Here is a 13,750-nt window from a genome sequence, read left to right as displayed (position 1 = left end):
CGGTTTTGTTTGTTTGCTGGACAGTGGCAAGGTCGAACGATAAAAGCCGATGGATTTAATTTTACCTGCCTGCTGGCAGCATCGAAGGGCATGAAATGAGCGGTGTAAACGATATCCGGTCGACCTTCCTCGACTACTTCAAGAAGAACGGCCATGAGGTCGTTCCATCGAGCCCGCTCGTGCCGCGCAATGACCCGACGCTGATGTTCACCAATGCCGGCATGGTACAGTTCAAGAACGTTTTTACCGGCTTGGAAAAGCGTCCCTATTCGACGGCAACGACCTCGCAGAAGTGCGTGCGCGCCGGCGGCAAGCATAACGATCTGGACAATGTCGGCTATACTGCGCGCCACCTGACCTTCTTCGAAATGCTCGGCAACTTCTCCTTCGGCGATTATTTCAAGGAGAACGCCATCGAGCTTGCCTGGAAGCTGGTCACCGAAGGCTTCGACCTTCCGAAGAACCGCCTGCTGGTGACGGTCTATTCCGAGGACGAGGAAGCCGCGACGCTGTGGAAGAAGATTGCCGGTTTTTCCGACGACAAGATCATTCGCATCCCGACCTCTGACAATTTCTGGCAGATGGGCGATACCGGCCCCTGCGGCCCGTGCTCGGAAATCTTCATCGACCAGGGCGAGAATGTCTGGGGCGGCCCTCCCGGCTCGCCGGAAGAAGATGGCGACCGGTTCCTGGAATTCTGGAACCTCGTCTTCATGCAGTTCGAGCAGACCGAGCCCGGCGTTCGCAACCCGCTGCCGCGCCCGTCGATTGATACAGGCATGGGTCTGGAGCGCATGGCTGCCGTTCTGCAGGGCGTGCAGAGCGTGTTCGACACCGACCTCTTCCGCACGCTGATCGGCACCATCGAGGATACGATGGGTGCGAAGGCAGAGGGCAGCGCCAGCCACCGCGTCATTGCCGACCACCTGCGCTCCTCGGCTTTCCTGATCGCCGATGGCGTGCTGCCATCGAATGAAGGCCGCGGCTATGTGCTGCGCCGTATCATGCGCCGCGCCATGCGCCATGCGCAGCTCCTCGGCGCCAAGGAACCGCTGATGTACAAGCTGCTGCCGACGCTGGTGCAGGAGATGGGCCGCGCCTATCCGGAACTGGTGCGCGCCGAGGCGCTGATTTCCGAAACGCTGAAGCTCGAGGAAAACCGCTTCCGCAAGACGCTGGAGCGTGGCCTGTCCCTTCTGTCAGACGCGACCACCGACCTTTCCAAGGGCGACATGCTGGATGGCGAGACCGCCTTCAAGCTCTACGACACCTACGGCTTCCCACTCGACCTGACGCAGGATGCGCTGCGCGCCCGCGAAATCGGCGTCGATATCTCCGGCTTCACCGATGCCATGGAGCGCCAGAAGGCCGAGGCACGTTCGCACTGGGCCGGCTCCGGTGAGAAGGCCACGGAAACCGTCTGGTTCGAGCTCAAGGAAAAGCACGGCGCGACCGAATTTCTCGGCTACGACACCGAAACGGCTGAAGGCGTCGTCCAGGCGATCGTCAAGGACAGCGCCGTTGCCGACGAAGCCAAGGCCGGCGACAAGGTGCAGGTCGTCGTCAACCAGACGCCATTCTACGGCGAGTCCGGCGGCCAGCTGGGCGATACGGGCGTGATCTCGTCCGACCACGGCAAGATCGAGATTTCGGATACGCAGAAGAGGGGTGAAGGCCTGTTCGTGCATCTGGGTACGGTCATTGAAGGTGTGATCAAGGCCGGTGATGCGGTCGTGCTGACGGTCGATCATGCACGTCGCTTGCGCCTGCGCGCCAACCACTCGGCAACCCATCTTCTGCATGAGGCGCTGCGTGAAGTGCTCGGCACCCACGTCGCCCAGAAGGGTTCGCTGGTCGCTCCCGAGCGCCTGCGTTTCGACGTCTCGCATCCGAAGCCGATGACGGCGGAAGAACTCAAGGTCGTCGAAGAAATGGCAAACGAGATCATTCTGCAGAATGCGCCCGTGACGACCCGCTTGATGAGCGTCGATGATGCCATCGCGGAAGGCGCCATGGCGCTGTTCGGCGAGAAGTATGGCGATGAAGTGCGTGTTGTTTCGATGGGTACGGGTCTGCATGGTGCCAAGGCCAACAGGCCCTATTCGGTCGAGCTCTGTGGCGGCACGCATGTGTCGGCGACCGGCCAGATCGGGCTCGTGCGCATCCTCGGCGAAAGCGCCGTCGGTGCCGGCGTTCGCCGTATCGAAGCGGTGACCGGTGAATCGGCGCGCGAATATCTCGCCGAACAGGACGATCGCGTGAAGACGCTTGCCGCCTCGCTGAAGGTGCAGCCGTCGGAAGTGCTGTCGCGCGTCGAGGCACTGATGGACGAGCGCCGCAAGCTCGAAAAGGAACTGGCCGATGCCAAGCGCAAGCTCGCCATGGGCGGCGGGCAGGGCGGCTCTGCCGATGCTGTGCGCGACGTCGCCGGCGTCAAGTTCCTTGGCAAGGCTGTGGCCGGCGTTGATCCGAAGGATCTCAAGGGGCTTGCCGATGACGGCAAAGCCAGCATCGGCTCCGGCGTGGTGACGCTGATCGGCGTGTCCGAAGATGGCAAGGCAAGTGCTGTCGTTGCCGTGACGCCCGATCTCGTGGATCGTTTCAGTGCGGTCGATCTGGTGCGCGTTGCCTCCGCAGCGCTCGGCGGCAAGGGTGGCGGCGGTCGTCCTGATATGGCGCAGGCCGGCGGCCCTGATGGAGCCAAGGCTGATGAGGCGCTTGAGGCTGTTGCAGCAGCGATTGCAGGCTGAATTTCTGACATGGATTGAAAGCAAAGGCGGGACATGTTCCCGCCTTTTGTTTTGGGCGAACGCCGCCTTTTACTCAACGTCATCCTCGTGCTTGTCCCGAGGATCTGCTGTGATCCGCTGTAGATCCTCGGGACAAGCACGAGGATGACGAAAGAGCAGGCCGCTTGCGTTTCCCGGCAAGTCAGCAGGATTTGTCAAATCAGGCTATGGTTTGCTGCAGCCGATCGAATAGCACGAGGTTTGACATGGTGGGTGAAACGGCATGGGCGCTCTACGAGAACCGTCTGAGACGGGTCTCGGCCTATATCCACGATCATCTGGACGAGGATCTGGATATGGAGCGGCTGGCCGAAATCGCCTGCCTGTCGAGCTATCACTGGCACCGGATCTATCGGGCGATTTACGGCGAGACGCTGGCGGCAACCGTCAAGCGGCTGCGGCTGCATCGCGCGGCGGGCGATATCGTCCGCACGGAACTGGCGGTCGCCGAGATTGCGAAGCGATCAGGCTATCCCAATCTCCAGTCCTTCAACCGCATATTCAAATCGGTCTATGGAATGCCGCCGGCACGCTACCGGAAAGAGGGAAGCCACACGCAGTTCGAACCCTTAATCTCCGGAAAGGCGAAAGCCATGTTTGACGTAAGCCTGAAAACCATCCCGCCGCTCGAATTGGTCGGCGTTCCCCATACCGGCTCCTATATGGAGATCGGCAAGGCCTTCGAGACGCTGTTCGGTACGCTCTATGCCCGCGGGCTGGCAAAACCCGATATGCGAATGATCGGCGTCTATCTCGACGATCCCGATCTCGTGCAGCCCGAGAAGTTGCGCTCCGTCGCCTGTGTCGCGGTCGGCGAAGAGACGACCGCCAACGCACCGCTGGAGCGGCGCGTGGTGGAGGGCGGCGACTATGCCGTGCTGCATCACAAGGGGCCTTATGCCGATATGTACAAGGCCTACCAATGGCTCTACGCCCAGTGGCTGCCGGCATCCGGCCAGCAGATCCGGGATCGCGTCATGTTCGAGGAATATCTCAACAATCCGCGCGAGGTCGCGCCGACCGAGCTGCGGACGGATATCTACATGCCTCTAGCCTGATTAGCTCTTTTCTTTACGCAATTCCGGACGCAAAACCGCTGTACACTTTTGCTGGAATTGCTTTCAGGCCGCCTGCATGGCTTTCGCCGCCTCATCATCCAACGCCGTTGCCCGCTTGTAGGCATCGCGTTCGGCGAGGCGGCCAAAATAATCGACGAAGGCCTGGCGCTTTTCGATACTGCCGAAAGCGAGACCCCAGCCGATATGCGAGCCGACATAGACGTCAGCCGCCGTGAAGCGGCTTCCGGCAATATAGGGGGAGGCGGCCGAAACCGCCTTTTCCAGCGTGCCCATGACGTCACCGAAGGAGCCGCAGCCGGCCATGCGCAGCCGCTCCTGCGGGATTTCGAAGCCGAGCGCCTTCAGCGTGACAGAAGCTTCCAGCGGCCCGGCGGCGAAAAACATCCAGCGGTAATAATCGGCCCGCTCATCGGGCTGCGGGCCGAGCCTTGCCTGCGGAAACGTGTCCGCAAGATACGCACAGATTGCCGCGCATTCCGTCACGATCGTCTTCCCATGACGGATCGCCGGCACCTTGCCCATCGGGTTGACGGACAGATAGTCCGGGCCCTTCATCGTCCCGCCGAATGTCAGGATTTCGGTATGATATGGCACGCCGGTTTCTTCCAGCATCCACCGCGCTATCCGGCCGCGCGACATCGGGTTCGTGTAGAAGGTGATTTCCTCGGTCATCCTGCTCTCCTCTTTCCCATGCTCTTTTCGTAGCGCTGGCGCGGGAGATTTCAACCCTCGGAGAAGGGGGCGTCTTCACGGCCGCGCGAGGGATGACCTCTGTCGCCGGCGGCGCGTCAACTCCAGCAGTCCGGCCGGGAGGGCACCGCCAGCGCTGATTGTAGTGCTGGGTCTGGGTCTCAAGCAAAGCAAGATCAAGATAAAAAACAATCATATCCTGGCCCTCGCGTCGCGCGAGGAGCCTTACAAGCTGCAGAAATTCGGGGACAAAACTCTTCTTGGCCATCAGAACCTCCATGCTTAGAGCGCCGTGCGTCCATTTGGACGCACTAAGGACGCTCTAGTCTTTTGAATCTACGCATCAGGCTTTCCGAAAATCGATTCCGATTTTCGGGCCGATGCTGTAGCGAGTAGCTGAATAGGCCTTGCAACTTACGCGAAGCTTACTTTTTAAAGTAACTGCTAATTTAGAGACGGAAAGCAATTTCGCCTGACAACAAAAACCCGGCACAAAGGCCGGGTTTTTCGATTTCTATCTGAGCAGGGCTCAGACCATTGCGGCCTGCAGGTTCTGGTCGATCTTGTCGAGGAAAGCGGTGGTGGAGAGCCACGGCTGATCGGGGCCGATGAGCAGCGCCAGGTCCTTGGTCATGAAGCCGGCTTCGACGGTGTCGACGCAGACCTTTTCGAGCGTTGCAGCGAACTTGGCGAGTTCGGCATTGTCGTCGAGCTTGGCGCGGTGCGCGAGACCACGGGTCCAGGCGAAGATCGAAGCGATCGAGTTCGTCGAGGTTTCCTGGCCCTTCTGGTGCTGGCGATAGTGGCGGGTGACCGTGCCGTGCGCGGCTTCGGCTTCAACCGTCTTGCCATCGGGCGTCAAGAGAACCGAGGTCATCAGGCCGAGCGAGCCGAAGCCCTGGGCAACCGTGTCGGACTGGACGTCGCCGTCGTAGTTCTTGCAGGCCCAGACGTAGCCGCCGGACCACTTGAGAGCGGAAGCGACCATGTCGTCGATCAGGCGGTGTTCGTAGGTGATGCCGGCTTCCTTGAACTGATCCTTGAATTCGGTCTCGAAGACTTCTTCGAATATATCCTTGAAGCGGCCGTCATAGGCCTTGAGGATGGTGTTCTTGGTCGACAGGTAGACCGGCCACTTGCGCATCAGACCGTACATCATCGAGGCGCGGGCGAATTCGCGGATCGATTCATCGAGGTTGTACATGGCCATGGCAACGCCGGCGCCCGGCGCGTTGAAGACTTCCTTCTCGATGACGGTGCCATCTTCGCCGACGAACTTGATCGTCAGCTTGCCCTTGCCGGGGAACTTGAAATCGGTTGCGCGGTACTGGTCGCCGAAAGCGTGACGGCCGACGACGATCGGCTTCGTCCAGCCCGGAACGAGGCGGGGAACGTTGCGGCAAATGATCGGCTCGCGGAAGATGACGCCGCCGAGGATGTTGCGGATCGTGCCGTTCGGGCTCTTCCACATTTCCTTGAGGTTGAATTCCTTCACGCGGGCTTCGTCCGGGGTGATGGTCGCGCACTTGATGCCGACGCCGTACTTCTTGATGGCATTGGCGGCATCGACCGTTACCTGGTCGTTGGTGGCGTCGCGGTTTTCAACCGAAAGGTCGAAATAGTCGATGTCGAGGTCGAGATACGGATGGATCAGCTTGTCCTTGATGAGCTGCCAAATGATGCGAGTCATTTCATCGCCGTCGAGATCGGCGACGGGATTGGCGACCTTGATCTTCTTCATGTATCTGCCTCGTAAGCTTAGGAAGGGACTATGCCCCGGGTGGGTGATGTGGGTCCGGAGCGCTATAGCATTGTGAGCCGGGAACGCAAAGCAGAACGGGCAGGGACGTGACGTTTTTGCCGCCATTGCCAAGAGCGGGAAAATGGCTAACCTCCGCCACATAAGCCCCCGAGTCCCGGACATTTTGCCATGAAAAAGATCGCCGTTCTCTTCGCCGGCCTCATTGCCGCCTCGTCCGTCCTGACGGGCGTTTCGCTTGCGGCCGACGTGACCGCGCCGGTCAAGGAAATCATTGACGACACGAAGAAGAACTGGGCGAGCGATGTCAGTGACTGGATCGATATTTTCGAAGAAAGCAGGCTCGCGCGGCTCTACAGCAAGGACTTCGGCGACAAATACAAAGACGCCGCCAAGAATCCGGCGGCCGACGAGGATGGCATTTCGCCCTTCGACTATGACGTAATCGTCAACGGTCAGGATGCCTGCCCGCTGCAGGACCTCTCCATCGAAAGCGGCCAGCCGACAAATGGCACGACCGAGGTGACGGTGAAGTTCAAGGCTGCGACCTGCATGGAAGGCGCACCCAACAGAGACGCCTTCACGACCGTGCGTTTCGAGGTGATCGAGGAAGCGGGCAAACCCGTCATCGACGATATCATGATCCAGGGCGAAGAGGGGCAGGGGCCGATCTCGCTCAAGGAAGCCATGGTGCAAATCGCCAACGGCGAATGACCCTGATGAGGTCACCGATTGGCGACTCCGGCGAACGCCAGGGTGGCTGATGACACTTGGCAATCATCATGTTGGTGTGATTTGATTTTTGCTGGGGCGGCGGTATCTCGCTCTCGGGTTCGCCACATCCGGCGCGCATGAGGACTGGCAAGGGTGATTTCCGGCTTTGAGTTCCGAGACTGGCTGCTTGCCAATGACCCGGCGCTTTCGCGCTTGCGCATGGGCACGCGTGTCACGCTGTCGATCGTGCTCTCCTTCGCAATCCTGCTTTTGATCCACATGCTCATCGTTCCGCTGCCGATCGCGTCCTACGGTCTCGGCATCGTTCTGTCGATCGAAGGCGGGGTCGCGGTGCGCGACAAGGGCTCGACGCGCCAGCTCATCACAAGGCTGCTCGGCTGTCTTGCAAGCCTCGTCGTCGTCGGCATCGCAGCCGCGCTTGAATCGCAGCGCTACCTTTCGGACTTCATCTTCCTCGTGGTGATCTTCCTGGCCTCATCGGCGCGCATTTATGGCCCGCGTGGCTTTGCTATCGGCATGTTCGCCTTCACCTCCTATTTCATGGGCTCCTACTTCCACCCGACGATCGGGGAATTGCCTGTCGTCTTGATCGGCCCTGTTGTCTCGGCGCTTGTCAGCCATTGGGTGAGGGCGGTGCTTTTGCCCGACAATTGGCGGCGCGACCTGCTGCGCTCACTGGAGAGCGTGCGGGGCCGCATCAACCAGATCCTCTTCAAGCTTGCCGCCCTTGCAGCAGATGGAAAGGTCGATGAGGCCGACCGGCAGGAACTGCGCCAGCTGGAAGACCGGCTGAAGGAAGTGGTGCTGATGGCCGAGAGCTTCATTCCGCGTCCGCCGGGCAGCGTCTTCGATGGCGCTTCCGCACCGGCCGCGGAACTGGCGATCCGGCTGTTCGATGCGCATCTGGCGACGGAAAGCGCCATCGTGCTGAGCTATCAGAGTGCGCCGCCCTTTGCACTCGTCCATGCCGTGATCGAAGATGACAAGGCGGTGCTTTCGGCTGAGGAGAAGGCGGTCGCCGACATGGAGGGCCAGCCGCGGGGGGAGACAGCACGTGCGCTCCTCTGGCTTGCAGCTGCGCGCAGGCAGCTCGCAGAAACGATCGATGCCGGACGCAGGTCGGATTTCGCCGAGATCGCCTCGGTGGAAGAGTCCAGCGCACCTGCCGCAATCGATTTTTCGTTCAGAAACCCGCTGATGCGCTCGGCCCTGCAGATCACGCTAGCGGCGGCGATTGCCATGACGCTCGGGCTCGCCTTGTCGCGCGAGCGCTGGTTCTGGGCGGTGCTCGCCTCCTTCCTTGTCTTCACCAACACCAATTCGCGCGGTGACACTGCCATCAAGGCGCTGCAGCGATCGATCGGTACCTTGCTCGGAATTGCCTTCGGCCTGGTGCTCGCGACATTGCTGACCCATCATTTGGCGATTGCGCTATTGGTTTCGGTCGCCTGCGTTTTCCTTGCTTTCTACTTCCTGCAGATTTCCTATGCGACGATGACCTTCTTCATCTCGATCGTGCTCTGCCTAGTCTATGGCATGATGGGTGTCCTGACCTTCGATCTCCTGAAGCTGCGACTTGAGGAAACGGTCATCGGCGCGTTTGCGGGAACGCTGGTCGCGTTCCTCGTCCTGCCGGCGCGCACGCGCGGTGCGCTCGATACGGCGGTCGCCAAGTGGTTCGAGGCCCTGAAGGAGCTGCTATCGGCCGTATCGGACAAGAAGAGCCAGCCTGAACTCATCGCCATCTCTCAGAAGGTCGATGCCTGCTACCGCGACATTACGCTCGCCGCACGCCCCCTCGGCTCCACCTGGTCCATTGTCACCAGGCCGGGACAGATCCGCCAGACGCTGGCAATCTTCCTGTCGGTCACGTACTGGTCGCGCATTCTGGCACGAAACCACACGGTCGATGCCGTCGATGACGATTTGAAACGCAGGATCGCTGCCGATATCAGCATGCTGGACGCGGTTGCGCCGCGCGGCTCGGAGTGTTTTCTCATCACCCGAAAGCAGATGCGGCCGACCGGCCGGCACCTGCCGCTCTGGCGGGAGGGCGCTCGCCTGGCGGTGGAAATGATCGGCTCGACGCTGGAGCGGCTCTACCCAACGGAGACGCAGGACTTGCCGTTTGCAGCCGGCAAAGCTATTGCGCCCGTAAATCAGGAATAGGAAGACATATAGGCACATGGCGGGCACCAACAGCGAGCGTCAACTTCTGGCCGAAGGGCCGGTCATCATTCTGGTCGAGCCGCAGATGGGCGAGAATATCGGCATGGTGGCGCGCGCCATGGCGAATTTCGGCCTTGTGGATCTGCGCCTCGTCAACCCGCGTGACGGCTGGCCGAACGAGAAGGCGCAGGCCGCAGCCTCCAAGGCCGATCACGTGATCGAGGGCACCAAGGTGTACGACACGCTGGAAGAGGCGATTGCCGATCTCAACTTCGTCTATGCGACGACGGCGCGCAGCCGCGACAATTACAAGCCTGTGCGCTCTCCGGTCTTTGCCGCGTCAAACCTGCGCAGCCGGTTCCGGGCAGGCGAGGCCACCGGCATCCTGTTCGGCCGCGAACGCTGGGGTCTGACGAACGAGGAAGTGGCGCTTGCCGATGAGATCGTCACCTTCCCGGTCAATCCCGCCTTTGCCTCGCTGAACATCGCCCAGGCCGTGCTGTTGATGTCCTATGAGTGGATGAAATCGAGCCTGGAGGATCTGGAGGCGGTGCCGTTCCAGGCGCTCGAGCAGCGGCCTTCCACAAAGGAGCAGCTTTTCGGGCTGTTCGACCAGCTGGAAGAGGCGTTGGATTCACGCAACTATTTCCATCCGCCCTCGAAAAAGCCGAAAATGGTCGACAACCTGCGCGCGGTCCTCTCCCGCCGGGCATTCACGGAACAGGAAATCAGCGTGCTGCGCGGCGTCATCTCCTCCCTCGACCGCTTTTCGCGCAACAGTCCGCGCAAAGGCGGTTTCACCAGATCCGGCAAGGGTGCCCCGACCGATGACAGCGCCGACGAATGAGCTGAAACCCATCCTCGTCTTCGATTCAGGCATAGGCGGGCTGACCGTGCTGCGCGAGGCGCGTGTGCTGATGCCGGAACGCGGCTTCATCTATATCGCGGACGATGCCGGCTTTCCCTATGGCGGCTGGGAAGAGCAGGCGCTGAAAGAGCGCATCATCAGCCTCTTCGCCAGGCTGCTCAAAGACTACGATCCGGAAGTCTGCATCATCGCCTGCAACACGGCCTTCACGCTGGTCGGTGCGGATCTGCGCGCCGCCTTTCCGCAGATGACCTTCGTCGGCACGGTGCCCGCCATCAAGCCTGCTGCCGAGCGCACGCGCTCCGGCCTCGTCTCGGTGCTTGCGACCCCTGGCACAGTCAAGCGCGCCTATACGCGCGATCTCATCCAGTCCTTTGCGCAGCAATGCCATGTGCGTCTCGTCGGTTCCGAAAACCTGGCCCGCATGGCGGAGGCCTATATCCGGGGTGAAGCCGTTTCGGATGAGGCAGTGACGGCCGAGATCGAGCAATGCTTCGTCGATAAGGACGGCCGCAAAACCGATATCGTGGTGCTTGCCTGCACGCATTATCCGTTCATGGCCAATCTATTCCGCAGGCTGGCGCCTTGGCCGGTGGACTGGCTGGACCCTGCGGAAGCCATTGCGCGGCGCGCCCGCACGCTGGTACCGCAGGTGGCGGACGCCGTTCACCCCGATAATTTCGACTTTGCCGTCTTTACATCAGGCAATCCCGATTTTGCCACCCGGCGGCTGATGCAGGGTTTCGGGCTGAGCGCCTGAGAAGGCACTACGCGCTTTATTTCACCTGTCTCATCGCGCAAGATCTCCGCGGGGAATCGCGAGCGGGTTTGGCGCTCAAGATGTAAAGGGATGCGCCGTGCCGCTGCAAAGACTTGTCATGCTGATCTTCTTTCTGCAACCGATAGCCTTTGGCGCCTGGTTGCCGCGGATTCCCGATATCCAGGCGAAGCTTGAACTCGGCACCGCCGATCTCGCCGTTGCCCTTCTGGGATTGCCGATCGGCACGCTGATCACCCTGCCGTTTGTCGGCCGCCTCGTCTCGCGCATCGGCGGGCGCATGGCGATCATCTATGGTTTCATCTTCTTTCTTGCCGTGGTTTCGCTGCCAGCCTTCGCGCCCAGCGCCGTGCTTCTATTCTTTGCCTTGACGATCGTCGGGGTCGCGCTCTCGACGGTAGAACTCGGCATGAATGTCGAGGCCGATGTGACGGAGAAGGCGACGGGGCTGATCATCATGAGCCGCTGCCATGGCTTCTGGAGCTTCGGCATCATGGCCGGCAGCCTGATCGGCGTCGGCGCCATCGCCATCGGGCTTTCGCCGCACTGGTCGATCCTGATCACGGCGCTCATCGTCCTGCCGGTCGCGCTGATTGCCAGCTTGCGCCTGCCGAAACTGCCTGAAAGTCACCATGAGGAGAATTCGCAGGCAAAGACCGGCTTTAAGCCGCCAAGCCTTGCGCTGCTCGGGATCTGCGCCTTTGTCTTCGGCGTGACGATGACCGAAGGTGCGATCGCCGATTGGTCTGCAGTCTACCTCCGCGATGTCATGAATGCCGAGGGGGCGCAAACCGGCCTTGGATATTCGGTTTTCGCTTTCATGGTTGCGGCAGGGCGTTTCAGCGGGGATTACATGAAAGGCCGTTTCGGCGCGGTTGCCATTGCCCGCGGCTGCGGCATCGCCTCGCTTGCCGGCATGCTCGTCGTTCTCTTTGCGCCAGCGACGCCGCTTGCCCTCATCGGCTTTGCCGCAGTCGGTGTCGGCGTTTCGGTCGGATTTCCGCTCGCGGTGACGGCCGTCGCCTCGCTGACCGATCGCCCGCCTGCGTCAAGCGTTGCGACACTTTCCTTCGCAGCCCTGAGCGGCTTTCTCATCGGGCCGCCGATTATCGGCTTTCTCGGCGAACTCCTGGGCTTGCGTGTGGGGCTTGCGGTCTTGCTGGTACCGCTTTTCGTCAGCCTGCTCTGCACCCGTTTGCTGATCCCGACGCAGAAGGAGATGGCGGGCGGCCTCGTCGAGCGCGAGGCGGTGTAAAAACCTATTTCCCAGGGCTGACTTTCCCTGTGGGTTCTTGACGGTTTGACGACAACAGTGCCTGCGAATCTGCTAGAGACGGGCCGGGAATTTGTAAGGGGAATTGGACGTGCAGGTTGGCATCGATATGGGACTGGCGTCCGGCGCTCCGGCGACGCTCGATATCGAGGAGCTGCTGGCGACACGTCTTCTCGTTCAGGGCAACTCCGGCTCCGGAAAATCGCATCTCCTCCGCCGTCTGCTCGAACAATCCGCCCAATGGGTGCAGCAGGTCATCATCGATCCCGAAGGTGACTTCGTCACGCTCTCCGACCGGTACGGCCATGTCGTCGTCGATGGCGAGCGCACCGAAGCCGAGCTTGCCGGCATTGCCAACCGTATCCGCCAGCACCGCGTATCCTGCGTTCTCACGCTGGAAGGGCTCGATATCGAGCAGCAGATGCGGGCCGCTGCCGCCTTCCTCAACGGCATGTTCGATGCCGATCGCGAATATTGGTATCCTGTTCTCGTCGTGGTCGACGAAGCGCAGATGTTTGCGCCCTCTGTCGGCGGCGACGTGTCGGAAGATGCGCGCAAGGCCTCGCTTGGCGCCATGACCAACCTGATGTGCCGCGGACGTAAACGCGGGCTTGCGGGCGTCATCGCCACGCAGCGTCTTGCCAAGCTTGCCAAAAACGTCGCGGCCGAAGCCTCGAACTTCCTGATGGGCCGCACCTTCCTCGATATCGACATGGCGCGCGCCGCAGACCTGCTCGGCATGGACCGCCGCCAGGCGGAAATGTTTCGAGATCTCAAGCGCGGCCATTTCGTAGCGCTCGGCCCGGCATTGTCGCGCCGGCCGCTGCCCATCCAGATCGGCAATGTCGAGACCTCGGCGCGCTCTTCCAGCCCGAAGCTGATGCCGCTGCCGGATGCGCCACAGGATGTCGAAGACCTGATCTTCACGCCCGACCCGGAAGAATTCCAGCGGCCGATGGTGCGGCGTACGCCGCCCGCACCACGCCCGACCACCGATATCCTTGCCGAACTGTCGCGTTCGACGCCATCGGCTGCCCCCTTGCAGGCTTCGGAACCGCGTGTGGCCCAGCCGGAAATCTCGGCAGAAGAGCGTGAGGAACGGCTTGCCGGCGTGCTCGCCGAAATCCTCGACGATCCGGGCTCCGGCTTCCGGACCGATGCGGTACTCTATCAGGAATTCCTAGTGCGGCTGCGCATGCGCCGCGTTCCCGGTCCGCCGATGTCGCTGCCGGAATTCCGACGGCGCGTCGCGGTTTCGCGCTCTGGCGTCGATCCCGAAATGGCGGCAGGCGAAGCGTGGGCGACGGCACTTTCGCTGTCGAACGGCGTCACCGACGATCTGCAGGGCGTGTTCCTGATGATGGCGAAGGCTGCGATCGGCGGCGAGGCTTGCCCTTCGGACGCCCGTATCGCCCGTGCTTACGGCACGCATTCGGCAAGGCGCGCGCGCCGGCTGCTCGGCTATTTCGAGGAGCAGGGGCTCATCGTCGTGCACACGGATTTCAGTGGCAAGCGCATTGTTGCCTTTCCGGACCTGCAGGCTGAGACAGCACCGGGCTCGGCCGATGCGCCTGATAGCGACTTTCTGAAAAGCGCGGCCGAATAAACCG

At 61.3% G+C, this 13,750-nt stretch carries 10 protein-coding genes; 8 read left to right on the top strand and 2 right to left on the bottom strand.

Annotation, left to right across the window (positions count from 1 at the left end; all coding sequences use genetic code 11):
- The first annotated feature begins 95 nt into the window (after positions 1-95).
- Together alaS and J2X71_RS30790 are read left to right on the top strand one after the other, a co-directional pair.
- Positions 96-2,750: an alanine--tRNA ligase gene (gene alaS, locus J2X71_RS30795; RefSeq protein ID WP_310388283.1), complete on the top strand. Its 2,655-nt coding sequence runs from the start codon at positions 96-98 to the stop codon at positions 2,748-2,750.
- A gap of 245 nt (positions 2,751-2,995) precedes the next feature.
- The gene (locus tag J2X71_RS30790; RefSeq protein ID WP_310388281.1) at positions 2,996-3,847 is read left to right on the top strand and encodes an AraC family transcriptional regulator; all 852 of its coding nucleotides are present in this window, start codon (positions 2,996-2,998) and stop codon (positions 3,845-3,847) included.
- 63 nt (positions 3,848-3,910) lie between these two features.
- On the opposite strand, the gene J2X71_RS30785 is transcribed toward J2X71_RS30790, so the two are convergent.
- Positions 3,911-4,540, bottom strand: a complete 630-nt coding sequence (locus J2X71_RS30785) for a glutathione S-transferase family protein (RefSeq protein ID WP_113322769.1) — start codon at positions 4,538-4,540, stop codon at positions 3,911-3,913.
- A gap of 547 nt (positions 4,541-5,087) precedes the next feature.
- A complete protein-coding gene (locus J2X71_RS30780) occupies positions 5,088-6,299 on the bottom strand; it encodes an NADP-dependent isocitrate dehydrogenase (RefSeq protein ID WP_310388278.1) in 1,212 nt (403 codons plus the stop codon).
- Positions 6,300-6,488: 189 nt separating this feature from the next.
- Here J2X71_RS30780 and J2X71_RS30775 point away from each other — a divergent pair, with 189 nt between their 5' ends.
- From J2X71_RS30775 to J2X71_RS30750, 6 genes are all read left to right on the top strand, one after another.
- Positions 6,489-7,031: a hypothetical protein gene (locus J2X71_RS30775; RefSeq protein ID WP_310388275.1), complete on the top strand. Its 543-nt coding sequence runs from the start codon at positions 6,489-6,491 to the stop codon at positions 7,029-7,031.
- Positions 7,032-7,184: 153 nt separating this feature from the next.
- On the top strand, positions 7,185-9,221 hold the full coding sequence (locus J2X71_RS30770; RefSeq protein ID WP_310388273.1) for an FUSC family protein: 2,037 nt from the start codon (positions 7,185-7,187) through the stop codon (positions 9,219-9,221).
- A 16-nt stretch (positions 9,222-9,237) separates the two neighbouring features.
- Positions 9,238-10,068 (top strand): RNA methyltransferase, encoded by an 831-nt coding sequence (locus J2X71_RS30765; protein ID WP_310388271.1) that lies wholly within the window; start codon positions 9,238-9,240, stop codon positions 10,066-10,068.
- Positions 10,049-10,849, top strand: coding sequence for a glutamate racemase (gene murI / locus J2X71_RS30760; protein ID WP_310388268.1), 801 nt, complete (start codon positions 10,049-10,051; stop codon positions 10,847-10,849). Before J2X71_RS30765 ends, murI begins: the two co-directional genes overlap by 20 nt.
- A gap of 97 nt (positions 10,850-10,946) precedes the next feature.
- A complete protein-coding gene (locus J2X71_RS30755; protein WP_310388266.1) occupies positions 10,947-12,122 on the top strand; it encodes an MFS transporter in 1,176 nt (391 codons plus the stop codon).
- Positions 12,123-12,231: 109 nt separating this feature from the next.
- On the top strand, positions 12,232-13,746 hold the full coding sequence (locus J2X71_RS30750; RefSeq protein WP_310388263.1) for an ATP-binding protein: 1,515 nt from the start codon (positions 12,232-12,234) through the stop codon (positions 13,744-13,746).
- Positions 13,747-13,750: the final 4 nt, after the last annotated feature.

The organism is Rhizobium sp. 1399 (assembly GCF_031455475.1).
Lineage (GTDB): Bacteria > Pseudomonadota > Alphaproteobacteria > Rhizobiales > Rhizobiaceae > Rhizobium.
This window is presented reverse-complemented; position numbering and strand designations above follow the sequence as displayed.

Bases quoted from the DNA above. Each gene is read 5' to 3' on its own strand.
- J2X71_RS30765 (WP_310388271.1), top strand. From the start codon at position 9,238: ATGGCGGGCACCAACAGCGAGCGTCAACTTCTGGCCGAAGGGCCGGTC.
- J2X71_RS30775 (WP_310388275.1), top strand. From the start codon at position 6,489: ATGAAAAAGATCGCCGTTCTCTTCGCCGGCCTCATTGCCGCCTCGTCC.
- alaS (WP_310388283.1), top strand. From the start codon at position 96: ATGAGCGGTGTAAACGATATCCGGTCGACCTTCCTCGACTACTTCAAG.
- J2X71_RS30785 (WP_113322769.1), bottom strand. From the start codon at position 4,540: ATGACCGAGGAAATCACCTTCTACACGAACCCGATGTCGCGCGGCCGG.
- murI (WP_310388268.1), top strand. From the start codon at position 10,049: ATGACAGCGCCGACGAATGAGCTGAAACCCATCCTCGTCTTCGATTCA.
- J2X71_RS30780 (WP_310388278.1), bottom strand. From the start codon at position 6,299: ATGAAGAAGATCAAGGTCGCCAATCCCGTCGCCGATCTCGACGGCGAT.
- J2X71_RS30790 (WP_310388281.1), top strand. From the start codon at position 2,996: ATGGTGGGTGAAACGGCATGGGCGCTCTACGAGAACCGTCTGAGACGG.